Origin of the sequence: Flavivirga jejuensis (genome assembly GCF_030540765.1) — a bacterium.
GTDB classification, from domain to species: domain Bacteria; phylum Bacteroidota; class Bacteroidia; order Flavobacteriales; family Flavobacteriaceae; genus Flavivirga; species Flavivirga jejuensis.
Genome location: NZ_JAUOEL010000005.1, coordinates 37,466 through 61,189, shown reverse-complemented (window position 1 = coordinate 61,189; position 23,724 = coordinate 37,466). Strand labels below are relative to the sequence as shown.

The following is a 23,724-nucleotide window of genomic DNA, read 5'->3' as shown; positions in this document are numbered from 1 at the left end:
TTCAAATTAGCTTAAAAAATACGATTTTAGCCATAGTATCGTTCAATTAAATTAACTGAATAGATTTTATGGCTTTTCGTTTTCTTACAATTATATTTTTATTAAATATTACAACTTGTTTTTCTCAGGTTCAAAATTCTGTTTCTTCTTCGCAAAAAAAAGAAATTAAAGATTCTCTGATTGACAGAAACCCTGGTATAGTAAAACTGATAGAAGCAGAAGAGGATAGTACGTCCCTTAAAGACAATGAACTTGCTGCAAAATTAGACGAAAAATGGTTTGAAGAATTGTATAACAATACGTTGTTCGACACGATCTATAAATCTGTTACAGAATTAACTTTTGAGCCTGTTGATTACCCAGAGCTTTCTACCGATACGCTTAAAGCTCGTTTAAAAGAATTAGATGCCAGAACCCCTTTTAATGTAGCATATAATCCTGCATTAGAAAGCGTGATTAAATCCTATTTAAAACATAGAAGAAAATCTATCCAAAAACTAATTACATTAAGTGGTTTTTATTTTCCTATGTTCGAACAAGAGCTTGATAATTATAATATTCCGTTAGAAATAAAATATTTGGCCATTGTCGAATCTGCATTAAAACCCAGAGCGAAATCTAGAGTAGGTGCTACAGGCTTGTGGCAATTTATGTTTAGTACAGGGAAAATGTATGGATTAGATGTAAGTAGTTATGTTGATGAGCGTAGCGACCCTATTAAATCTACAGAAGCAGCTTCAAAATACTTATCGAAACTTTATGAAATTTTTGGTGATTGGGATTTAGCTTTAGCTGCATATAATTCGGGGCCAGGAAACGTAACAAAAGCAATTAGGCGCTCTGGCGGTTACAAGAATTACTGGAATATAAGACATAATTTACCACGAGAAACAGCAGGCTATTTGCCAGCGTTTTTAGCTAACATGTATATTTTTGAATACGCAAAGGAACATGGTTTTAAACAGTTTAAGCCAGAAACAGCTTATTTTGAGACGGATACTATTAGAGTGAAACAAATGATTACTCTAGACCAGGTTTCAGAAGTTACTGGGACACCTATTGAAAAGCTTCAATTTTTAAACCCATCGTATAAACTAGATATCATACCAATTATTAAAGATGAAAATTACGTTTTAAGATTGCCTATTGATGTTATAGGAGATTTTGTGAATAATGAAGAAAAAATTTATGCCTTTGCTAAGGCCGAATTTGACAAACGCGAAAAACCGCTACCTCAATTTTTTAATGCGACCGATAGAGTACGGTATAAAGTAAGATCTGGGGATTTTTTAGGTAAAATTTCTAGAAGATATGGCGTTAGGGTTAGTGATATAAAAAAATGGAATGGTTTAAGAAGTAATAATTTAAGAATAGGACAGCGTTTAACCATTTATCCAAGGAAGCCCTATGTTGCTCCTCCAACTTCTGTAAAAAAGGCATCACCCGTTAAACCTATTTCTGGCAATGTAGTTACCTATGTTGTTAAAAATGGAGACTCTTTATGGAGTATTTCACAAAAATTTTCTGGAGTTTCTGTTCAAAATATTAAAGATTGGAACGGTATTAGTGGTAATAAATTAAAACCAGGAATGAAACTTAAAATATCTAAGAGTTAAATTTTAAAACCGAAAAACTATTATGAGATATATTATTTTTTTAGCATCATTACTATTTATTATTTCTTGTGGAGATAAAAAGACTTCAAATGAAAAGTTTTATTTAGATTCTTCGGGTACTATAAACAATGTTTCTGTTGTTGTTGATAATCAACTATGGGCTGGTAGTGTTGGGGAAGCTATAAGAACGGTACTTGCTAAACCAATTTATGGTTTACCACAAGAAGAACCTACATTTACTATTAATCAAATACCACCAGCTGTTTTTTCTGGTTTTGTAACTAAAAACAGAACTGTTTTAAAAATAGAAATGAATAATAATAAAGCTGGTATTGGAGTTTCAAAAGACGTATATGCCAAACCACAAAAAGTTATAGTAGTTTCTGGTAAAACAAAACAAGATATTATTGATTTGATTGCCAAAAATGAAACAAAAATAATTGAAACATTTAAGAACGAAGAGATTGCCGAAAGACAACGCCAGATGGCAAAATCACCTCATAAATTTAAATCTATTCAAGAAAAATTAGGTGTAAACATTAAATTTCAGTCTGTATACAGAATTGCAAAAGAGACAGATAACTTTTTTTGGATTCGAAAAGATATTACAACAGGAACTACTAATTTAATGATTTATGAATTGCCTTTTGATGCTATTAAAAGAAATGATAGTGTTGTAAACCAAATTATTAAAATTAGAGACTCTATTGGGAAAGTTTATATTGAAGGCCCCGTAGAAAACTCTTATATGACTACTCAAAACGCCTATACGCCGTTTCACAGTGAAATCGTTTTGAATAACAAACCAACTTTGGAGACAAAAGGAGTTTGGAATGTAAAAAACGCATTTATGGGAGGCCCTTTTATTAATTATGCTATTGAAGATAAAATGAATAAAAGATGGGTTATTGTTGAAGGATTTGCTTTTGCACCGTCTGTAGGGAAACGTAACTATATGCTAGAGCTGGAAGCGATTATTAAATCTATTAAATTAAATTAAAACAGGTGTTTTTTCAAAAAAAAGACTCGTCATATTGCGAGTCTTTATAAGATCAAAAAGAGTAATTATTTGCCTTTCAAACAAAAATGATTACTCTTTTTGATCCTCTTTTGATCCTTCTTCTTCTTTGCTAGCGTCTTTAAACTCTTTGATCCCACTACCTAAACCTTTCATCAATTCGGGGATCTTTTTTCCTCCAAATAATAGTAAAACAACAACAGCGATTAAAACTATTTGAGGCCAACCAATAACTAATGGTAACATATATAAACTCATAATAATTATTTTATAATGCAAAGTTAATAATTAATGTTTAATAATGTCGTTTTAAGTTTAATTTTAGCACAAAGACGAACAGGTCTTGTAATAATTTTATTTAATTTTGTTTTTAAATGGAAGAAAATAAGAAACCTAAAAAGATAAAACGAAAATTATTAGATAAGTACCGATTGGTAATACTTAATGAGAATACGTTTGAAGAACGTTTATCGTTTAAGTTAACAAGGCTTAATGTTTTTGTTTTAAGCTCTTTGATCGCGGTTTTTTTAATAGCTTTAACGTATATAATAATAGCCTTTACCCCGCTTAGAGAGTATATTCCAGGATATTCGTCAACGGCTTTAAAAAAGCAAGCTACAGAATTAAATTACAAAACAGATTCTTTGCAGCGAGTTATTGCTATGAATGAATTGTATTATGCATCAATAAAGAAGGTGTTAAAAGGAGATGTAAGTGCGAGTGATTTTAATAAAGACTCCATTATAGAAGCTGTAAGGACAGAAGCAAGTGAGGTTGATTTCGCTCCCATATTAGAAGATTCCATTTTAAGAAATAAAGTGGACAAAGAAGATAAATACAATTTGTTCGAGTCTGCTACATCTTCAACTAATTTTGTGTTATTTCCTCCCGCAAATGGTACTATAAGTGAACCCTATAATTTAAAAGAAAAACATTACGCAGTCGATATCGTATTAGCGAAAGATACGCCTATAAAAGCGACAGCAGATGGTATTGTGATTTTTGCAGAATGGACTGTTGGTACTGGGTACGTTATCATTATAGAGCATAGTTACGGGTTAATTTCTATTTATAAGCATAATGCATCACTAACAAAAAGACAAGGTGATTTGGTTAAAGCAGGAGAAGTAATTGCTACCGCTGGTGATACAGGAGAGCTCTCAACAGGACCACATTTGCATTTTGAACTTTGGAATGACGGTTACCCTATTAATCCAACAAACTTTATAGATTTTAAATAGATGATATCATTAAAATCAGTTCTTGTAAAACCATTTGCGAAGCATGTTTATAAAAGCATTCAAAAGTGGGCTAATAACCCCGTTGAAACTCAAGAAAAAGTATTTCAAAAATTAATATCAAAAGCCGCTCATACAGAGTTTGGTAAAAATCACGATTTTACAAGTATAAGTTCTTACGATGATTTTGCCGAAAGAGTTCCTATTCGAGATTATGAGGCACTTAAGCCATATGTAGAAAAAGTAGTAGCAGGAAAAGAAAATGTCCTTTGGCAAGGAAAGCCTGTTTATTTTGCTAAAACATCAGGAACAACATCGGGATCAAAATATATTCCTATTACAAAAGAAAGTATGCCCAGTCATGTTGAGGCTGCTCGAAATGCTATTTTAATGTATGTTCATGAAACTGGAAATAGCAAATTCGTAGATGGGAAAATGATTTTTCTACAAGGGAGTCCAATTCTAAATGAACAAAATGGGATACAATTAGGACGGCTTTCTGGGATTGTGGCACACTATGTTCCTAAATATCTTCAAAAAAACAGACTCCCTTCTTGGGAAACTAATTGTATTGAAGATTGGGAAACAAAAGTAGATGCCATTGTTAAAGAAACATTACCTGAAAACATGACCATTATCTCTGGTATTCCTTCTTGGGTTCAAATGTATTTTGAAAAACTTCAACAAAAAACGGATAAAAAAGTAGGTGATATTTTCAAGAACTTCAATTTATTCATCTTTGGAGGTGTTAACTATGAACCCTATAGAGCAAAATTTGAAAACCTAATAGGAAGACGGGTAGACAGTATAGAATTATATCCAGCCAGTGAAGGTTTTTTTGCATTTCAAGATACTCAAAATGAAAAAGGCATGTTGCTTCAGTTGAATTCTGGAATCTTTTATGAATTTGTGAAAGCAGACACGTTTTTTGATGAAAACCCCAAAAGAATTACGATTAAAGATGTTGAAATTGGTGTAAACTATGTGATGATTATTTCTACTAACGCAGGCCTTTGGGCTTATAATATTGGAGATACCGTAGAGTTTACTTCAACGAAACCTTATCGAGTTATTGTTTCTGGGCGTATCAAACATTTTATTTCTGCTTTTGGTGAACACGTAATAGGTAAAGAAGTGGAGCAGGCTATGCAAGAGGCTCTTTTAAATTCAAGCATTAGTGTAACAGAGTTTACAGTGGCACCTCAAATAAATCCAAAAGAAGGGTTGCCATATCATGAGTGGTTTATAGAATTTGAAAACGAACCTGAAGATATTTTAGAGTTGGCTAAAAAAATTGATGAGTCACTTCAAACGCAAAACACGTATTACTTCGATTTAATAAAAGGTAAGGTATTGCAATCTCTTAAAATAATTAAAGTTAAAAAGGGAGGTTTTAAAGAGTATATGAAGTCTATTGGTAAATTAGGCGGACAAAATAAATTACCAAGGTTATCTAACGACAGAAAAATAGTTGAACAGTTCCCTCATATAGGTTAAGTCAAATAATACTATCTTTGGGGAGATTAAAAAGATAAATGACTAACAAAAAGCATCATTCTAGAACGAGAGCCCAAGAAAGCTCGAATGCCATCGAAAAGATGTATGTTACTATGCGTCATTTATTTAATAGAGGGTTTTACAAACCTATGGGTATTTCGGGTGAGACTTTGCGGCAGTCATTATTGCTTTTACGCCCAGAAATTTATGGGTCTGTAGGTGAAGAAAAAGCCGAATTAGAAGGGTTGCTTTATGTTATAGATAGACTCCCCATTGGTATTGAAGAATGTACATTTATCAATTTAACCAGCGATGAAGGTTATGGAAATTCGCATTTTAAGCCTATAATCCCAGAAAAAAGACGTCGTAACTGCTATCGAATAGATGCAGAACAAATGAATATTGAGATTACGCGAGGGCGATCAGAAATTTACGATATTTTAACACACCTTACATTTCTTTTTGTTGAATCTCATAAAATAAGTAATCGCGTTTTAATAGATGAAAAAGGATCGACAACAAGAGATTGGATAAAACTTGAAAAAGCAGTTCTATCAAAAAAGAAACTCACGCAGGATGAACGAGAAGTCGCGATTTCTCATGGCGCTAACATTTTAGGAAGAACATTTGAAGAATTAAGAGCTGTTTATAATGAATTTGCTACGTCTTCACAACCAGAAAGATTGCTTCATATTGTATATTGGCTAGGCAAATTAGCTATAGAAGAACAAATACATAATAATAAAAGAACGGTAACGTTTAGCCCTGTTTTAAGGGAACGTATTGGGCATCATATACACGGAGAAATTTGGGCAGATACGATAAAAGAGATCATGTTTAAAAATGATTTATTAGAACGGCCCATACATATAATAAGTGCCAATATGCATAGCGTTATGAATACACTTTTTGTGTCTAGCGTATTAAAATCAACAGCTTCTAAAAAGGATATTTTTGAAGTGTATGAGTCTTTGAGTAAAAAAGAAAATGAAGGACTTCGAAATAAAGTAACTAAAGAAGCGTTACAGCGAGGGATGATTTATATTAAGGATACCTCTGGAGCTAATATTGATGTTCAAATTTTTGATACTAGTAAAATAGACGCTTCTAAAACCGATATTGAAGTTAGTGAAACGGTATTAAAACAAGACAAACCTGTTATATTAGTCATGGATTATGCGTTTGGAGAACAGGCCTATGAGACAATTGATGAACTGTTGAAGCCATATAATAATATGGATAAGAAAACGTATTTGAATGTGGAATCGGTATCGATTATGGGCAAGGCAGGAATTTTAGAAGGCGGTAAAGGGGATATTATGATTCCTTCAGCGCATATTTTTGAAGGTACAGCAGATAATTACCCTTTTGCGAATGAACTTAAGAAAGAAGACTTAGAAGGACAAGGCGTCGATATTTATGAAGGATCTATGATTACTGTTTTAGGAACATCATTACAAAATAAAGATATTTTGAAATTCTTTTACAATTCAACATGGCAAGTAATAGGGTTAGAAATGGAAGGTGCACATTATCAAAAAGCCATTCAAGCAGCTTCAAAAGTTAGAGGGAGTATTAGTCCAGATGTAAAAGTAAGGTATGCTTATTATGCTAGCGATAATCCTTTAGAAACAGGAGCCACACTTGCTTCAGGAGGCTTAGGTACTTCGGGAGTAAGACCTACATATTTAATAACAAGAACGATATTAAAACAAATACTTAATTAATATATATAATTATGAGTAAAGATTTGCCACAACCACAGCAATCTGAAGAAGTAGACTTAGGACAGCTTTTTAAGTTAATAGGGAATGCGTTTAGTAATCTATTTCATTCTATAGGTAGGCTTTTTAATAAACTCTTTTTAGCATTTGTCTGGTTGGTCTTTTTTGTAAAGACGCATGTTTTAAAATTAATAATAGCTGGTATTGTTGGTGTTGTTTTAGGAATAGTCTTAGAAAAAACATCTGAAGCTGTTTATAAGTCTTCTATTACGTTAAAACAGAACTATGATACAGGTGAGAATTTATATAATGAGATTAACTATTATAAAAATTTAATAAAACAAGAGGATATAAGTACTTTAGAAAACATTTTAGGTATTAAATCAGATGAAGCAGAATCTATTTTGGATTTTGAAATTGAGCCCGTAATTAGTGAAAATGAAAAACTTCAAGAGTTCGACGCTTATCTTAAAGAAATTGATACATCATTATTAGAAACAATAGAATATAAAACTTTTTTAAACAACTCAAAAGATCACGATCATCAATACCAAAAAATCACGATAAAGGCCGAAGAAAGGAAAAATTTCAAGAAAGTATTCCATAAGATTATTACGAATATTAATTCAAATGTATATTTTAAACGAGAACAGGAAAAGGATTTAATAGAATTAAGAGAACGCGCCTCAGCAATTACTAAATCATTAATTAAAGCAGATACGTTATTAGCTGTTTACCAAAAAGCAATAGTAAAATCGGCAGAAAATAACAATGATTTTCAGGGGAAAATCAATATAACTACAGATAAAGGAAGAGAAAGCTCAACCAAAGAGTTTGAGCTTTATAATAAAGGTTTAGAGCTAAGAGCAAGTTTAATTGAAATTGAAAGAGAAATAGCTGATAAGGAGTATATTATTGAAATAACGTCAAGTAAACAAGATAGTGGAACAATAGATGACAAAAAAGAGCTTTTTGATGTTATGATAAGCCCAAAGAGATACTATGCGATTATTTTAATAGGGCTTACTTTTATAACATTACTTAGTTTAAGATTTGTTAAGTTCTTAGAGCGTTATAAAGATAAAATATAATAAATGACGATTTTAATAACTGGAGGGGCAGGGTTTATAGGGTCACATGTGGTAAGGCTTTTTGTTGATAAGTATCCAAATTATAATATTTTTAATTTAGATTCTCTTACATATGCAGGGAATTTAGAGAACTTAAAAAGTGTAGAAAATAAGTCAAATTATTCATTTATAAAAGGAGATATTACCGATAACATTTTTATAAATGAATTATTTGAGAAATATAAATTTGATGCAGTTATACATTTGGCAGCAGAATCTCATGTTGACAGATCTATTGACGATCCGTTAGCCTTTGTCAAAACAAATGTTATTGGTACGATGAATCTTTTAAATGCTTTTAAAGATTGTTGGAAAAACAATTTTAAAAAGAAGCTTTTTTATCATATAAGTACAGATGAAGTTTACGGAACTTTAGGAAAAACAGGATTATTTACTGAAACCACAGCTTATGATCCTAATTCACCATACTCTGCTTCAAAAGCAAGCTCAGATCATTTTGCGAGAGCTTATGGTGAGACCTACGGAATGCCTTATGTTATTACTAACTGTTCAAATAATTATGGACAGAATCAGTTTCCAGAAAAATTAATCCCTTTGTTTATTAATAATATTATTAATAACAAACTGCTTCCTGTTTATGGTGATGGAAATTATACTAGAGATTGGTTGTATGTAAAAGATCATGCGATAGCTATCGATCTAGTCTTCCATAAAGGGAAAAATGCTGAAACTTATAATATAGGTGGATTTAATGAGTGGAAGAATATTGATTTAGTAAAATTGTTATGTCGTCAAATGGATGAAAAATTAGGAAGGTCTGGAAGTTCTGAAAAATTAATTACTTATGTTAAAGACCGCCCAGGACATGATTTAAGATATGCCATTGATGCCTCTAAAATAAGCAAAGAATTAGGGTGGAAGCCTTCTGTTACTTTTGAAGAAGGACTTTCTCTAACGATTGATTGGTATCTAAATAATGAGGATTGGTTAAAAAATGTAACTTCAGGGGAATATCAAAGGTACTATCAAAAACAGTATAACTAATATGAAAGGAATAATTTTAGCTGGAGGATCTGGAACAAGATTGCATCCTTTAACTTTATCTATAAGTAAGCAATTAATGCCTATTTATGATAAACCAATGATTTATTATCCGCTTTCCACACTAATGTATGCAGGAATTCATGAAATATTAATTATATCAACCCCGAAAGACTTACCCCTATTTAAAGATTTATTAGGAGATGGTGAAAAATATGGTTGTAGGTTTGAATATGCCGTTCAAGAACATCCAAATGGATTAGCAGAAGCCTTTATAATTGGAGAAGATTTTATTGAAAAAGATAGTGTAGCATTGATCTTAGGGGATAATATTTTTTATGGATCTGGGCTAGAACAAATTTTAAAGGCTAATACGATTCCAAATGGAGGAGTTATTTTTGCATATCATGTTTTGGATCCCCAACGATATGGAGTAGTAGAATTTAATAAAAATAATAAAGCAATTTCCATTGAAGAAAAACCAAAAGATCCTAAATCTAATTTTGTCGTTCCAGGCATTTATTTTTACGATAATGAGGTGATTGATATTGCAAAAAAGATTAAACCAAGTAAAAGAGATGAGTTAGAAATAACAGATATTAATAAAGTATATTTAGAAAAAGGATTGCTTAATGTAGAAATTTTGGATAAAGGTACTGCGTGGTTAGATACAGGAACCTTTAATTCACTCATGCAAGCATCACAGTTTGTTCAAGTAATTGAAGAGCGGCAAGGGTTAAAAATAGGCTGTATTGAAGAGGCCGCATATAAAATGGGGTATATAGACAAATCTCAACTTAATAAACTTGCTCAACCATTACTTAAAAGTGGTTATGGTGAATACTTACAACATTTAATATAGAAATGACCGTTGAAGAAACATATTTAAAAGGCTGTTTTGTTTTAACACCTAAAGTATTTGAAGATGAAAGAGGCTTTTTTTTTGAAAGCTTTAATAAAAAAATTTTTGAAGCAAAAACAGGAGTTACTGCAAATTTTGTACAAGATAACCAATCAAAATCCTCAATAGGTGTTTTAAGAGGCATGCATTTTCAAACTAAAGAACATGCCCAAGCTAAGTTAATACAAGTTATAAAAGGAAAAGCACTTGATGTTTGTATAGACGTTAGGAAAAAGTCTCCAACATTCGGCAAGAGTTTTTCTATTATTTTGGATGCTATTGAGCATATACAAGTTTATATTCCTAGGGGATTTGCACATGGCTTTTTGGTTCTAGAAGATGATACTATTTTTTCTTATAAATGTGATAATTTTTATAACAAAGCATCCGAATCTGGAATTATATTTAATGATAAAGACTTAAATATAGAATGGGGTTTTCCATTGAATCAACTCATAATATCAGAAAAAGATAAGCAATTGCCTTCATTTAAAGAATTTTGTAAATGAGTATTAAAATTTTAGTAACTGGGGCTAATGGGCAATTAGGGAAAACTATTGAAGAGCTATATTCTGACAAGCAGAATGGTCTTGATTTTGTGTTTGTTTCAAAAGCAGAATTGGATATTACAAAAGTGGAAGAGCTGAAGCGGTTTTTTAATAATAACAACTTTGATTATTGTATAAATTGTGCAGCATATACAAATGTTGAACAGTCAGAAAAAACACCTGAAATTGCTTTTGAAGTAAATGCTAAAGGGGTTAAAAATTTAGCTGAAGTATGTAAAGAAAAAAGGATTATTTTAATCCATATTTCAACTGATTATGTTTTTGATGGTAAAAAAAATGAAGTATATACAATTGAAGACACTCCAAATCCAATTAATGAATATGGCAAATCTAAGCTGTTGGGAGAAAACTTTGTCCATGAGATATTAGATGAGTATTTCATAATTAGAACATCTTGGTTATATAGTAAAGTATATGGCAAAAACTTTTATAGATCAATTTTAGAAAAAGCAAAAACAGAAAAAGTGTTTTCAGTTACTGTTGAGCAAATAGGATGTCCAACAGACACTGTTAATTTATCTAAATATATTATTATTCAATTAATTAAAACCAAAAATGGCAACTTTGGGATACATCATTTTTGTGATAGGGTTCCTATGACTTGGTACGATTTTGCTAAACAAATATTACAAGAGAATAAGATTGATAATAACATAAATCTTGTTAAAGTAAACAAATATCGTACTTTTGCCAAGAGGCCAAAAAGGTCCGTTTTATTAGAAAAATTAAATTAAAGATGCAAAAAAAAGTAGCATTAATTACAGGAGTAACCGGACAAGATGGTGCTTATTTAAGTGAATTTCTTTTAAAAAAGGGCTATGAAGTTCATGGTGTAAAAAGACGTTCTTCATTGTTTAATACGGGAAGAATTGACCATTTATATCAAGACCCACACGTAGAAGATCCAAGTTTCTTTTTACATTATGGAGATTTAACAGATAGCACAAACCTTACAAGAATACTTCAAGAAGTTCAGCCAGATGAAATTTATAACTTGGCAGCTATGAGTCATGTACACGTGTCTTTCGAAATGCCAGAATACACGGCTAATGCTGATGGAATTGGAACCTTAAGACTTCTTGAGGCTATTCGGTTTTTAGGTTTAGAAAATAAAACAAGAATATATCAGGCGTCAACATCAGAGCTTTATGGTAAAGTGCAAGAGGTTCCGCAGACAGAAACGACGCCTTTTTACCCAAGAAGCCCTTACGCAGTTGCTAAAATGTATGCCTATTGGATTACTGTAAATTATAGAGAAGCTTATGGCATGTATGCATGTAATGGAATCTTATTTAACCATGAATCTCCTGTACGTGGTGAAACATTTGTTACTCGAAAAATCACAAGAGCGACATCTAAAATAGCATTAGGCTTACAAGAAAAAATATATTTAGGAAATTTGGATGCCCAAAGAGACTGGGGGCATGCTAAAGACTATGTGAGGATGATGTGGATGATTCTTCAAGCTGATGAAGCAGAAGATTGGGTAATCGCAACAGGGAAAACAACTACAGTTCGCGATTTTGTAAAAATGTGTTTTGCTCATGTAGGTGTCGATCTTGAATTTAAAGGCACTGGTGCGGATGAGAAAGGTTATATCAAATCTTGTTGTAATCCAAAGTATCAAATTGAATTAGGTAAAGAGATTATTGCTGTAGATCCTAAATACTTTAGACCAACCGAAGTTGAATTATTAATTGGAGATGCAACCAAAGCTAAAGAAAAATTGGGATGGATTCCTAAATATGATTTAGCTGATTTAGTTGAAGATATGATGGTGAACGATATTATTCTTATGGAAAAGCAGCAGTATCTTAAAGACGGTGGATATAGAATTAAAAATTATTTTGAATAAGTCTTTTTAATGAATAAAAATTCTAAAATCTATCTAGCGGGACATAGAGGATTAGTGGGGAGCGCGATATTGGAAAACCTTAAATCTAAAGGGTATGATAATATTGTTACTCGTACACATAAAGAGTTGGATTTAGCCAATCAAATTGCTGTTTCAAAGTTTTTCGAAGAAGAAAAACCTGAGTATGTTTTTCTTGCAGCCGCTAAAGTTGGAGGGATTGTTGCGAACAATGTTTATAGAGCAGATTTTATTTATGAAAATATGATGATTCAAAATAATGTAATTCATCAAAGTTATCTTCATAAAGCACAAAAATTATTATTTTTAGGAAGCACATGCATTTACCCAAAAGACGCTCCTCAACCTATGAAAGAGGAGTTTTTGTTAACGAATACTTTAGAGTATACTAACGAGCCTTATGCCATTGCTAAAATTGCAGGCATTAAAATGTGCGAAAGTTATAATTTACAATATGGCACCAATTTTATTTCAGTAATGCCTACAAATTTATATGGTCCAAATGACAATTTCGATTTAGAAAAATCTCATGTATTACCCGCTTTAATACGTAAAATTCACTTGGCAAAATTGCTGTCAGAGTCTAAATTTGATGAGGTTGTTAAAGATTTAGGCGTAAAGAATATTGAGGAAGCTAAAGCGTATTTAAACACGTTTGGAGTATCAGATAATAGTGTTGAAATCTGGGGGTCAGGAAAACCGAAACGTGAGTTTTTATGGAGTAAAGACATGGCGGATGCTTGTGTGTTTATCATGGAGAATAGAGATTTTTCAGACACCTATAATCAAGGAGATAAAGACATCAGAAATACACACATAAATATTGGTACAGGTAAAGATGCATCCATAAAAGAATTAGCAGAAACTATTCAAAGCACCATTGGTTTTAAAGGGAATTTAGTTTTTAATGCAGATAAGCCTGATGGCACTATGCGTAAACTTACTGATGTTTCAAAACTAAATAGCTTAGGCTGGAAACATAAAATAGAGCTAGAAGAAGGTATAAAAAAGGCTTACGACTGGTATTTGAATAAACAAAATGTATAGCAATAAATATATAAATGCAATGAATAGAATAATCTTGCTTTTAATTTTAGTAGTAACGTTTTCTTGTAAAGATGAAAAAAAGAAGGAAACAGAAGTAGCGACTAAAGTTGTTGAAAAACAATATAAAACAGTAAAAATCTTTACGAGTGATGATTTGGGTTCGTGGAATAAAAATAGAGTTAACTTAGAACCATTAACAGATGTTGAATTTAGAGATGCTTATCGTCTTTTCCGTAATTCAGTTACTGAATCTGCTTATTTAACAAGTGGTCTAGTTCCAGTAATTTACGCTTCAGAATATAGAGTAAGTGTAGTTGTCAAAAAAGGAACAAATAATAACTTTTTTGGATTAAGATTATCTGGAGCTTATCCAGATAGGGTTGATGCTATTTTCGATTTAGAGAAAGGTACAGTAGTCGATTATAAAACAGCTCAAGATTTTGAAAATCCAATGGCAACCATAGAGAAGTTAACTGGTGATTGGTATAAATGCACATTAAGTGCAGAAGTTGCTGCAGATAACGTTAGAATTATAATGGGAGCTACCAGTACAGAAAGAAATGTTTTAAGCTGGGAAGGAACAACGGAATCTGAAGTAGACGTTCACATTGTTCTTTCAAGTGTAACCATCGAAGAGTTGTTATAGACCAATTTGTCTATCAAAAATAGAAAGTTTGACTAAAATTTATAAAACAATCTTTTTCGTTATTGGTTTGCTAGTAGTGCTTTCTTGTACTTCAAAAAACAATGATTTAAAGGAGGTTAAATACGAAGGTATTGCAAGGACATTACACTTGTTAAATACTAGCAACCAAATAAATCGGAATGAAGTACATATTTTGTTTTATGGTCAATCTATAATTGGAGGTTTAAAGTCGGATATTTTAATTGATTCTCTTAAAAAAAGGTTTCCTTTTGCCAATATAAAGCACAAAAACAAAGCTATTGGAGGCTTTACACTACCTAGTTTAATAAAAACAGCTGAACATGATCTTTATATAGAAAACCCTGATTTAATAATTTTTCATGGTTATGATGGTATTAAAGATAGTTTGTTTGATGCTCTAATTCATAATGTTAGGTCAAGATTGAATTCAGATATTTTATTATTTGATCATCATTATGTTTGGGATAAACCTGAGAGCAGATTGGACGGAGTTAATAAATCTCATGATTCTGATTCTGATGCCATAAAAGAGATTGCTAAAAAATACAACTGTGGTTTTGTGAATGTGAGAGAACAATGGAAAAACCATTTAGATTCAAATAAAATAGAGCCGAATGAATTAATGGGTAATACCATTGCTCCAAATGTGCACCCTAATGATAAGGGGAATGTGCTTTTAAGATCAATATTACTCTCGGTTTTTGAAAAAAATAGAATTGAAAACTATAATATCGAAAATGATGCGCTTAGAGATGAAATCTACTTAGAAAACAATTCTAAAGAATTTAAGATTATTTGTTTAGCCAATAGATTAAGTCTTGAAACAAATAGAAGGTATAATAAGGGAGCTAAAGTTGAACTTTTAATAAACAAGAAAAAACCCTCAGAAATCCAATCAAATTATACAATTACTAGACCTTCTAAAGGATATCAAACTTGGATGCCAGCAGTTAAAATGGTTTCATTTGGCTCTATATTTCCTAAAGAAGAAGAATGGAAAATAAAAATTTTTGAAATAGATAGGACAAAAATAGCATTTAAGCATACATTAACAGGAAGTTTAACAGGTTTTGATGGAGAAGGCAACTCACAATCAAATTTTACTTCTAATTCTGGTAGAGTATTAATTAACAAAGCGGATTGGAATATATTTGAGATTGAAAAAATCACTAAAGTACCAACTCCCGAAAATTTCGAAATTAACTTTAATGTAACTTTATTGGTTAAAGATATTTTAGAACTGGAAAGGAGAACCTCAAAATACCTTTTATTCAGAAACAATAATATTGAAAAAGTTGACCTAAAGCTTAAAATTATTGAGGGTAGTCCAGAATTAAAAAAAATACAAGTTTCTCGCCCATATATTGATAATTTAATTTTTTAGAAGATACACATGCTTTTTAACTCCATTGATTTTGCCGTTTTTTTTCCAATAGTTTTTATCCTTTATTGGGCTCTTGCTAAAAATTTAACTCTTAGGAATGTGTTAATATTAATCTCGAGCTATGTGTTTTATGGTTGGTGGGATTGGAGGTTTTTAATTCTCATTGTAATAAGCTCATTGGTTGATTTCTTAGTAGGTAAAGCTATAGATAAAACAGAGAATAAAGGTAAAAGAAAAAGTTTTTTAGCTATTAGTTTGTTCGTAAACTTAGGTTTTTTAGTCTATTTTAAGTACACTAATTTTTTTATTGACACTTTTGTAGATGCCTTCACTCTTTTTGGTAAAAATATTGAAATTTCAACTTTAAATATCATCCTTCCAGTAGGCATAAGCTTTTATACGTTTCAAACCTTAAGTTATACTATTGATATTTATAGAAATCAATTAAAATCTACAAACAATGCATTAGCCTTTTTCTCTTTTGTAGCATTTTTTCCTCAATTAGTTGCTGGACCCATTGAAAGAGCATCACATTTATTACCACAATTTTATAAAACCTATAAATTTAATTATGTTCAAATAAAGTCTGGGCTTCTTCTGATAGCTTTTGGTTTATTTAAAAAAATGGTTATTGCCGATAGAGCCGCAATAATTGTTAATCAAGTTTATAACAGTCCAAATGATTATAAAGGGATTGAAGCCATTATAGCTACAATTCTATTTGCTTTTCAAATATATTGTGATTTTTCAGCGTACTCAGATATTGCTATTGGAACTGCTAGAACTATGGGGTTTGATTTAATGAAAAATTTTGATAGCCCTTACTTTTCAAAATCAATTACTGAATTTTGGAGACGTTGGCACATATCTTTATCAACTTGGTTTAGAGATTATGTTTATATCCCATTGGGTGGCAGTAGAAAAGGAAAATACAAAACATATGCAAATTTGTTTATAGTGTTTTTAGTTAGTGGTTTATGGCACGGAGCTGCTATAAATTTTGTCATTTGGGGCGCTATACATGGTTTAATAATGGTTTTAGAAAAAGCAACTTACAAAAGTCGTATAAAGCTATATAAATCATTAGGTTTAGATAAAAATTCATTCTCTAACCGCTTGTTTTTTGCATCAATAACCTTCATTGTAGTATGTTTTGCTTGGGTGTTCTTTAGAGCTGATACATTTGCTAATGCTTGGACTTTAATAGGAAGTATTTTTGATAACAACTTTATTATTTTGTTCACAGACCAAATTTATGAACTAGGCTTAGAAAAGGGAAATTTAGTAATATTATTAGTTTTTATGGTATTGTTATTATTTTTTGAAGTAATACATAACCGAAAAAGCGTTGCTTCACTCCTAAATAAACAATCGATAATTTTTAGATGGAGTACTTATGTAGCAGTAATTATGGTTATAATTATATTCGGCGTTTATGGTGGTGAAGACAAATCGCAGTTTATATACTTTCAATTTTAAATTAAAAAGAAACCATGTTTAAGCTATTTACAAAATCATTATTAATATTAATAATAACTGTTTTAATAATTAAATTTATTGATAGATACTGCATTCAAGATGAGCGTTTTCATTATACATATAATAGAGTTTTCAATAAAAAGGAGAAGTTTGATATTATGCTTATGGGTAATTCACTTTCCCAAACAGACTATAATACAACATATGTAGATAGTGTTTTAAACACAACGAGTATTAACATTGGGGGATGGGCTCATCACTTTTTTTTAACAAATGCAATATTTCAAAAGTTGATTGATAATGAGTATTCTTATCCAAAGCAACTTTTGGTTATAGAAATTTCACCTTGGCAGTTTAAGGATTATGATGAAGAAAAGCTTAAGTTTTTACAAATGGCTGGCTTAGACGAAATTGAGTATTCAACGAATTATTTTCAAACCGTTAATAAATTTTTTGAAATCAAAGAATACCCTAAAGTTTTGAGTTCCACTATTAGATTTCATGATGAGCTGACGGATGAATGGGTTAAAACATATAACAGCTTAGGATATTTAGAGAAAGCAAATGCCAATGGTTTTCAACTTAATGACACACATAAATTAGATGATAACGAAAAAAAAACTAAATTAAATTACTATGATATTGCTTCTCAGTACTCAAAAAAGATTAATAATGCGAAAGAGATAAAAATAGATGATCTAAGTGAAAAAATGATTTTGGGCATTATTAAAAACTGTAAAGAAAAAGGCATAAATTTATTATTTGTTACAGCTCCCGCACTTTATATGATTTATAGTGATGAGGAGGGATTTGGAAAAATGAAATACATAGAAAACCTTTTAAAGTCTAATGATGCTAAGCATATTAACTTCAACTTGGTTTTTAATAGTATTAATTTAACTCTTGATGATTTTAGTGATTTTACTCATTTAAATAAATTTGGGAATAGAAAATTAGCACCATTATTCTTGGACTCAATTACTTCAATGTTTAGTATTAAAAAGAATACTGTTAATGCCCAAAATGAGAATGAAAAAATTAAATTACCAAAATTTAAAAATGTAATTAACGACAACATCATTGGATGGAGCAGAGTTAGGTCAACGCTAAATAAATTAAATTTAAAATTTGATCAGGATCAGGAGGTATACCGAATTTCTAGAAATACAAATACAAAAAATTCTTATATACAATTAGCAAATAACAATACACAGATAAACCAAGACTATAGAGTTAGCGTCATTGCAAAAAAAGGAGATTTAGACAACTACTTGGGGTTGAGAATTGTTAGTGTTTATCCAAATAGAGCTGATGCCCTTTTTAATTTGGATAGCGGAACTATAAGAGGGGTTTCTAAAGCAGGAAATTTTGACAATCAAAAAGCAAATATCGAACCTTTAGGTAATGGTTGGTATAAGTGTAGTTTGTCAGCAAAGGTTGGTGATAGTAAAATTAACGTAATATTGGGTCCAACAAATAATAGTAGAAAAGCTTCATCATGGGAAGGCGTAACAAATGATAATAATGATATCTTGATAGTACCAAAAAGCCTTAGATTTGAAAAAAACAATTATAAAGAGAATAAAAAATAAACTAAAAAATGTGCTATCAGATTTTCGTTACTAAATAAACAATCTATAATCTTTTAGATGGAGTACATATATTACAATTATTTTGGTTATAATTATATTTGGAGTTTATGGTGGTGAAGATAAATCTCAATTTATATATTTTCACATTTAAACAAATTTGGAAGTCGAAAAATAGCTCCTTATTTAGTCAATTATATAGTTGAAAATTATAATATAAAAAAAGACATTAGTAGTAATAATCAAGCCGTATATGAAAACATTATTGGATTCAAAAAGGAATATTATGTTGGGAGCATAAATAGTCAATTCTAATTTATCGAAAAACAGGCAAAAATTAAATAATAAAAGCACTTTAATGGGATTAAGAATACAAGGAGTCTATCCCAATAGAGTAGATGTTGTTTTTGATTTGGAGAATGGTAAAGTTAAAGGGTATAAAGGCACTCAAGATTTTCAAAATGTACACACTACAATAGAAAGTTTAGATGATGGATGGTATAAATGTAGTTTAAACTTAGATGTAGCTGCAGATAAAATAAGAATTATTTTAGACCCAACTACTTCTGAAAAATAAATTTTAACATGGGAAGGGAAAACGGAATCATTATGTGATGTAAATATTGTGCCTTCGAGTTTATTAATGATTGAAAATCTTTAATTTTAAGCTATATTTATGGTTTATTGAAATGCGAACAGTAGTAATCTCAACATATAAATCTTTTAGATTTCCAAGAATTTACTATTGTTTGCTTAATGTGATAAATATAGTTAAAAACAATAGTAGAGAGAGCCCATTATCAAGGACAGATGAGATGACATTTAAATAAACGATTTGGTTTTACCATAATGTTTAAAATGCGCCATGATGATTTTAGAGATTGTTTAACAGAAATCAATAGAGTTTTTGATTAGTGGTCAAAAAAAATATACATGATAAATAACACAAAAATATTAGATTGTACATTAATAGATGGTGGTTGTTATACCCAATGGGATTTTGACAAAGATTTGGTAGAGGGTTATTGTAGGTTAAAAAAAAGAATTTAGTTTTGCGACAAAAATAATAGCATTTATTTCTTGTTAAGAAGACCTAATTTTTATTTATAATGTTAAAGTGTGTCAAAAGGGGAGCCTGTATGTAGGTGAAAATAGTTATTTTAATAATATATAAATATAATGAAAAATTTAGGCGTAGTAATTCCAGCTAGAGAAGGAAGAACAAGAGTGAAAAATAAAGTTACTTTACCTTTTTTTGAAAAGAATGATTGATTTTAATGAGCTAAAAAAAAAGGTGCTTTCAGTTAATAAATTTACTATTGATACTTTCTTGTATACCTTTGGTGATTTTTTGAATAAAGGTCTTATATTTTTAACTATTCCAATATTTTCAAGAATACTCAATGTTGAAGATTATGGTGTATTATCTATTTATCAACTTTTTTATAGTTTCTTAATTGTGCTATTAACAATTAATTTTCCTGGAGCAGTTACTCAAAGACTTTTTGAAAAAAAGGAAAAGGAAGATCTTTTTATTCAGGTAAATCTGAAATTTATAACTGTATTTTCATTTGTTTTTAGTTTAGTGTTAATTGTTAGTGAAGTAATTTTTGATTATTCTTCTATTTTAGGATTGAATACAAAATATTACTACATATGCATTGTAGATGTTTTTTTTATGGGGTTCATAGGTTTTTATCAATCTACCTTACTAGGTAAAAGAGTAAGTGGAAGTTATGTTGTGAACTCTTTAATAACTTCAGGTGGTAGTGTGTTGATTTCAATAGTATTAATGTTGACCATTTTTAAAGGAAATGAACTGTTGGGGCAGTTTCTAAGTAGGTTGTTTATATCTGTTATTTTTTGTTTTATTGTTTTGTTTAGGTTTAAAGATTTATTTAAAGTTTCAATTACAAAAAATAAAGAATTGATACTATATTCTTTTTCTTTTGGAGTGCCATTAATACCTCACCTAATATCTAATCTTGTTTTAAGGCAGTTTGATAGAATAATAATAGGTGCCTATATTAGTATTTCTGCTACTGGAATATACTCTTTAGCGTCTAATTTAAGTTTTGTTTTACCAGTTTTAATAGGTGCTGTAAATAAATCATGGGTCCCAATATTTCAGGACTATTTGAGAACTAAATCTTATTTATTGATAGAGAAAAGAGTTAAGTTATTATCATTTGTATTCCTAATAGTTTGTATTTTGTTAATACTTCACGCTGATTTAATTTTTAGAATAGTAGCTCCAGTAGAATATTTTGAAGGCTATAAAATTTTTCAATTATTAATTATGGGGTCATATTTTTTATTTGCTTATAACTCTTACGTTAATTACGCTTATTATACTAGAAAAACATATTCTATAGCTTTAATTACAATTGTTGTTGGATTAGTTAGCTTTACTTTAAATTTATTTTTAATACCTAAGTATCTAATGAGTGGAGCCGCATATTCTTTTATTATTGGTTCTTTTATTTTGTTCTTAATAAATTATTTAAATGTTAGGTTCTTTTTGAAAATAAAGTGTGTTTCTTTGTGGGTTTTTATAAAAGATGCAATTATTTTATTAGCCGTTTTACTTAATTGCTTAATTTTCGGTGATTTTTTATTTGGCAGTAATTTGGGGTTGTTAATTAGGGTTATACTTACTATTGTTGGTGTAATATTACTATATCGAAATAGATTCTTTTTTATAAATAATTGATGGAAACTGTTTATTATTACTTAAGTACTGATTTTAGGTATGTTTTTGTATATATTAAGAGGAGATTTAATCTTATACTATTGGAATAATTTACGGCCTTTTTTGCATTTAACCTAATAAGAAAAATATCGAAATATAAAGTGTTAATTAAATATAGAATAGTGAAAAAACAAAAATCGTTTACAATTACTTGTCATCGTCCACTAAATTATGGAGCAGTTCTTCAAACGTACGCACTAAATACAAAGTTAAGAGAGTTGGGTTTAGATGCAAGAGTAATTGATTACAATCCTCCATATTATACAAAATCCAATAGATCCTTGTTTATAAGGATTATTCGAGAAGTATTTAGATTGCCAGATTGGATTTATGGAAAATGGAGGTTTGGGAAGTTCATTTCAAAACATATACCACTCTCAGAAGATCAATACAAGAATTTAAATGATTTAAAGAGAAAAGTCCCAAAGGCTGATTACTATTTTGCAGGAAGTGATCAAATTTGGAACTGTGAAGAGCTTTTAAATGGTAAGGATGATTCATTTTTTTTAACTTTCGCTCCAAAAGAGTCAAAAAAAATATCCTATGCAGCCAGCTTAGCCATGCCTAAAGTTCCTTATAATCAAGTTGATAGATATAGAGAGTTAATTAATGATTTTGACGCAGTATCAATTAGAGAGAAAGATGGACTGAAAGTTTTAAAAGACCTTGGTATTAAAAATGTCATTAATGTTTTAGATCCAGTATTCTTACTTGATAATGATGGTTGGAATTATATAGTATCTCAAAGTAATTTCACACCAAAAGAAAAGTACATATTGGTCTATGGTTTTAAAAGGCAAAAGAATTTATACGAATATGCTAGGAAATTAGGACAAAAATTAAATGTGAAAGTTTATGCAATAAATACCAATATAGAAGATTATTTCCTAGATATAGATAAATATTTTTGGAATGCAAGTCCAGAAGCTTTTGTTAAACTGATTAAAAATTCAGAAGCTGTTGTAACCAATTCTTTTCATGGACTTTCATTTTCTATTATTTTTAATAAACCCTTTCACCTTTTCTCTAGAAAAGGTAAAGCTAATTCTAGGATGTTAAATTTATTGAGTGATCTAAACTTATCCGATCGAGTAATTAATTCTGAAGAATTGGTATCTAATGAAGTTAATTTTAGTGAAGCAAATGAGTTTATATCGTCAAGAAGAAACTTTTCTATTGAGTTTATAAAAAATAACATTAACTAATATGGAAAGTAGTTGCCTCATTTCTATAGTAATTCCTGTGTATAATGTGGATAAATACTTAAGGGAATGTTTAGATTCAGTCTTAAATCAAAGATATAAAAGACTTGAAATTTTAATTGTTAATGATGGAAGTACCGATAAGTCAGGACAAATTTCTGATGAATACGCTTTAAGAAACTCTAGAATAAAAGTATTCCATAATGAGAATTCTGGAGTTTCATGTGCTCGTAATTTTGGTTTGAATAAAGTTACAGGAGATTATGTTGTTTTTGTTGACAGTGATGATATTATATTGCCCAATTTTGTAGATTATATGCTTTACATTGTCAAGAATACTGGGGCAGAATTTTGCATGTCGAAATATGTTTCAAATACAAAGGATGTTGACGTATCGAATGATAAGTCATTTACAGTTTTGTCTTCAGAAGAAGCAACATGTACTTTATTATATCCAGAAATACCAATAGGTTGTTGGAATAAAATATATAAGGTAAGTTTATTAAGAGATAATAATATCACATTTCCTACTGATTTTTTTATGGGAGAAGGTTTGAATTTCATAACAACAGTATCTCAAATAGCCAATAAAGTAGGTTTGGGTTATGGAAAAGTCTATTACTACAGGAAAGATAACTTTGATTCAGCTACGACAAGTTTTAATATTCGTAAAATAGATAACGCTTTTAAGGCAATTTATAATATTAAAAAGAAGTTGATTTTAAGAACACCAAAAGTTAATAAGGCTCTAGATTTTCATTTGTGGTGGACTAATTTCTATGCTTTACAAAGTATGTATAAAGCGAATCAAATGAAAAAACACAAAGAAGAAGTGAACTTTTATTCATCTAATCTTACTTCTGGTGCTTTAAACATGTTGACTGCTAAAGTTTCTTTTCTAATGAAGCTTAAAATAATACTAATATGGGTATCTCCTTTAGGTATTTTAAACTTACAATATTATTTAAGAAATTTAAAAAATCATATTAATTAAATGGTAATATAGAATTAATGATATTACAACCATTATCAGATT

21 protein-coding genes are annotated in these 23,724 nt (G+C 30.0%); 20 read left to right on the top strand and 1 reads right to left on the bottom strand.

Going from position 1 to position 23,724, the window contains the following annotated elements; all coding sequences use genetic code 11:
* Positions 1–68: 68 nt before the first annotated feature.
* Complete coding sequence (locus tag Q4Q40_RS14265) at positions 69–1,616, top strand: LysM peptidoglycan-binding domain-containing protein (protein ID WP_303302554.1); 1,548 nt, start codon at positions 69–71, stop codon at positions 1,614–1,616.
* A gap of 22 nt (positions 1,617–1,638) precedes the next feature.
* Positions 1,639–2,616: a DUF4837 family protein gene (locus tag Q4Q40_RS14260; protein WP_303302553.1), complete on the top strand. Its 978-nt coding sequence runs from the start codon at positions 1,639–1,641 to the stop codon at positions 2,614–2,616.
* A 90-nt stretch (positions 2,617–2,706) separates the two neighbouring features.
* Here Q4Q40_RS14260 and tatA read toward each other — a convergent pair whose 3' ends face one another.
* Positions 2,707–2,892, bottom strand: a complete 186-nt coding sequence (gene tatA / locus Q4Q40_RS14255) for a twin-arginine translocase TatA/TatE family subunit (protein WP_303302552.1) — start codon at positions 2,890–2,892, stop codon at positions 2,707–2,709.
* Between the two features lie 116 nt (positions 2,893–3,008).
* Here tatA and Q4Q40_RS14250 point away from each other — a divergent pair, with 116 nt between their 5' ends.
* The 18 genes from Q4Q40_RS14250 to Q4Q40_RS14165 all read left to right on the top strand — a co-directional run bounded on the left by Q4Q40_RS14250 (position 3,009) and on the right by Q4Q40_RS14165 (position 23,682).
* Positions 3,009–3,875 (top strand): M23 family metallopeptidase, encoded by an 867-nt coding sequence (locus Q4Q40_RS14250; protein ID WP_303302551.1) that lies wholly within the window; start codon positions 3,009–3,011, stop codon positions 3,873–3,875.
* Positions 3,876–5,369, top strand: coding sequence for a GH3 auxin-responsive promoter family protein (locus tag Q4Q40_RS14245; protein WP_303302550.1), 1,494 nt, complete (start codon positions 3,876–3,878; stop codon positions 5,367–5,369).
* 38 nt (positions 5,370–5,407) lie between these two features.
* Positions 5,408–7,096 carry a DUF6909 family protein gene (locus Q4Q40_RS14240; protein ID WP_303302549.1) on the top strand — a complete coding sequence of 563 codons (1,689 nt, stop codon included), beginning with the start codon at positions 5,408–5,410 and terminating at the stop codon, positions 7,094–7,096.
* 11 nt (positions 7,097–7,107) lie between these two features.
* Positions 7,108–8,184 carry a hypothetical protein gene (locus Q4Q40_RS14235; RefSeq protein WP_303302548.1) on the top strand — a complete coding sequence of 359 codons (1,077 nt, stop codon included), beginning with the start codon at positions 7,108–7,110 and terminating at the stop codon, positions 8,182–8,184.
* A gap of 3 nt (positions 8,185–8,187) precedes the next feature.
* Entirely contained in the window at positions 8,188–9,228 is a 1,041-nt protein-coding gene (gene rfbB, locus Q4Q40_RS14230; protein ID WP_303302547.1) for a dTDP-glucose 4,6-dehydratase, read from the top strand.
* A gap of 1 nt (position 9,229) precedes the next feature.
* On the top strand, positions 9,230–10,087 hold the full coding sequence (rfbA, locus tag Q4Q40_RS14225) for a glucose-1-phosphate thymidylyltransferase RfbA (protein WP_303302546.1): 858 nt from the start codon (positions 9,230–9,232) through the stop codon (positions 10,085–10,087).
* 2 nt (positions 10,088–10,089) lie between these two features.
* Positions 10,090–10,635: a dTDP-4-dehydrorhamnose 3,5-epimerase gene (gene rfbC, locus Q4Q40_RS14220; protein WP_303302545.1), complete on the top strand. Its 546-nt coding sequence runs from the start codon at positions 10,090–10,092 to the stop codon at positions 10,633–10,635.
* Entirely contained in the window at positions 10,632–11,429 is a 798-nt protein-coding gene (rfbD, locus tag Q4Q40_RS14215; RefSeq protein ID WP_303302544.1) for a dTDP-4-dehydrorhamnose reductase, read from the top strand. The genes rfbC and rfbD overlap by 4 nt, the downstream gene beginning before the upstream one ends.
* 2 nt (positions 11,430–11,431) lie before the next feature.
* Positions 11,432–12,550: a GDP-mannose 4,6-dehydratase gene (gmd, locus tag Q4Q40_RS14210; protein WP_303302543.1), complete on the top strand. Its 1,119-nt coding sequence runs from the start codon at positions 11,432–11,434 to the stop codon at positions 12,548–12,550.
* Positions 12,551–12,559: 9 nt separating this feature from the next.
* Entirely contained in the window at positions 12,560–13,615 is a 1,056-nt protein-coding gene (locus Q4Q40_RS14205; protein WP_303302542.1) for a GDP-L-fucose synthase family protein, read from the top strand.
* Between the two features lie 19 nt (positions 13,616–13,634).
* Positions 13,635–14,261: a phage head spike fiber domain-containing protein gene (locus Q4Q40_RS14200; RefSeq protein WP_303302541.1), complete on the top strand. Its 627-nt coding sequence runs from the start codon at positions 13,635–13,637 to the stop codon at positions 14,259–14,261.
* Between the two features lie 28 nt (positions 14,262–14,289).
* Complete coding sequence (locus Q4Q40_RS14195; RefSeq protein WP_303302540.1) at positions 14,290–15,666, top strand: SGNH/GDSL hydrolase family protein; 1,377 nt, start codon at positions 14,290–14,292, stop codon at positions 15,664–15,666.
* 99 nt (positions 15,667–15,765) lie between these two features.
* On the top strand, positions 15,766–17,145 hold the full coding sequence (locus Q4Q40_RS14190; protein WP_303302539.1) for an MBOAT family O-acyltransferase: 1,380 nt from the start codon (positions 15,766–15,768) through the stop codon (positions 17,143–17,145).
* Between the two features lie 14 nt (positions 17,146–17,159).
* Positions 17,160–18,737 (top strand): phage head spike fiber domain-containing protein, encoded by a 1,578-nt coding sequence (locus Q4Q40_RS14185; protein WP_303302538.1) that lies wholly within the window; start codon positions 17,160–17,162, stop codon positions 18,735–18,737.
* Positions 18,738–19,092: 355 nt separating this feature from the next.
* Positions 19,093–19,311, top strand: a complete 219-nt coding sequence (locus Q4Q40_RS14180) for a hypothetical protein (RefSeq protein ID WP_303302537.1) — start codon at positions 19,093–19,095, stop codon at positions 19,309–19,311.
* Between the two features lie 687 nt (positions 19,312–19,998).
* Positions 19,999–21,447 (top strand): lipopolysaccharide biosynthesis protein, encoded by a 1,449-nt coding sequence (locus tag Q4Q40_RS14175; protein WP_303302536.1) that lies wholly within the window; start codon positions 19,999–20,001, stop codon positions 21,445–21,447.
* Positions 21,448–21,608: 161 nt separating this feature from the next.
* Positions 21,609–22,691, top strand: coding sequence for a polysaccharide pyruvyl transferase family protein (locus tag Q4Q40_RS14170; protein ID WP_303302535.1), 1,083 nt, complete (start codon positions 21,609–21,611; stop codon positions 22,689–22,691).
* A gap of 1 nt (position 22,692) precedes the next feature.
* On the top strand, positions 22,693–23,682 hold the full coding sequence (locus tag Q4Q40_RS14165) for a glycosyltransferase family 2 protein (RefSeq protein ID WP_303302534.1): 990 nt from the start codon (positions 22,693–22,695) through the stop codon (positions 23,680–23,682).
* Positions 23,683–23,724: the final 42 nt, after the last annotated feature.

Excerpts from the sequence above, each read along its gene's own strand:
- tatA (WP_303302552.1), bottom strand. The coding sequence starts at position 2,892 with ATGAGTTTATATATGTTACCATTAGTTATTGGTTGGCCTCAAATAGTT.
- rfbD (WP_303302544.1), top strand. The coding sequence starts at position 10,632 with ATGAGTATTAAAATTTTAGTAACTGGGGCTAATGGGCAATTAGGGAAA.
- Q4Q40_RS14260 (WP_303302553.1), top strand. The coding sequence starts at position 1,639 with ATGAGATATATTATTTTTTTAGCATCATTACTATTTATTATTTCTTGT.
- rfbA (WP_303302546.1), top strand. The coding sequence starts at position 9,230 with ATGAAAGGAATAATTTTAGCTGGAGGATCTGGAACAAGATTGCATCCT.
- Q4Q40_RS14240 (WP_303302549.1), top strand. The coding sequence starts at position 5,408 with ATGACTAACAAAAAGCATCATTCTAGAACGAGAGCCCAAGAAAGCTCG.
- Q4Q40_RS14180 (WP_303302537.1), top strand. The coding sequence starts at position 19,093 with ATGGGATTAAGAATACAAGGAGTCTATCCCAATAGAGTAGATGTTGTT.
- Q4Q40_RS14200 (WP_303302541.1), top strand. The coding sequence starts at position 13,635 with ATGAATAGAATAATCTTGCTTTTAATTTTAGTAGTAACGTTTTCTTGT.
- Q4Q40_RS14245 (WP_303302550.1), top strand. The coding sequence starts at position 3,876 with ATGATATCATTAAAATCAGTTCTTGTAAAACCATTTGCGAAGCATGTT.
- rfbC (WP_303302545.1), top strand. The coding sequence starts at position 10,090 with ATGACCGTTGAAGAAACATATTTAAAAGGCTGTTTTGTTTTAACACCT.
- Q4Q40_RS14265 (WP_303302554.1), top strand. The coding sequence starts at position 69 with ATGGCTTTTCGTTTTCTTACAATTATATTTTTATTAAATATTACAACT.
- Q4Q40_RS14205 (WP_303302542.1), top strand. The coding sequence starts at position 12,560 with ATGAATAAAAATTCTAAAATCTATCTAGCGGGACATAGAGGATTAGTG.
- Q4Q40_RS14165 (WP_303302534.1), top strand. The coding sequence starts at position 22,693 with ATGGAAAGTAGTTGCCTCATTTCTATAGTAATTCCTGTGTATAATGTG.
- Q4Q40_RS14175 (WP_303302536.1), top strand. The coding sequence starts at position 19,999 with ATGATTGATTTTAATGAGCTAAAAAAAAAGGTGCTTTCAGTTAATAAA.
- rfbB (WP_303302547.1), top strand. The coding sequence starts at position 8,188 with ATGACGATTTTAATAACTGGAGGGGCAGGGTTTATAGGGTCACATGTG.
- gmd (WP_303302543.1), top strand. The coding sequence starts at position 11,432 with ATGCAAAAAAAAGTAGCATTAATTACAGGAGTAACCGGACAAGATGGT.
- Q4Q40_RS14235 (WP_303302548.1), top strand. The coding sequence starts at position 7,108 with ATGAGTAAAGATTTGCCACAACCACAGCAATCTGAAGAAGTAGACTTA.
- Q4Q40_RS14185 (WP_303302538.1), top strand. The coding sequence starts at position 17,160 with ATGTTTAAGCTATTTACAAAATCATTATTAATATTAATAATAACTGTT.
- Q4Q40_RS14250 (WP_303302551.1), top strand. The coding sequence starts at position 3,009 with ATGGAAGAAAATAAGAAACCTAAAAAGATAAAACGAAAATTATTAGAT.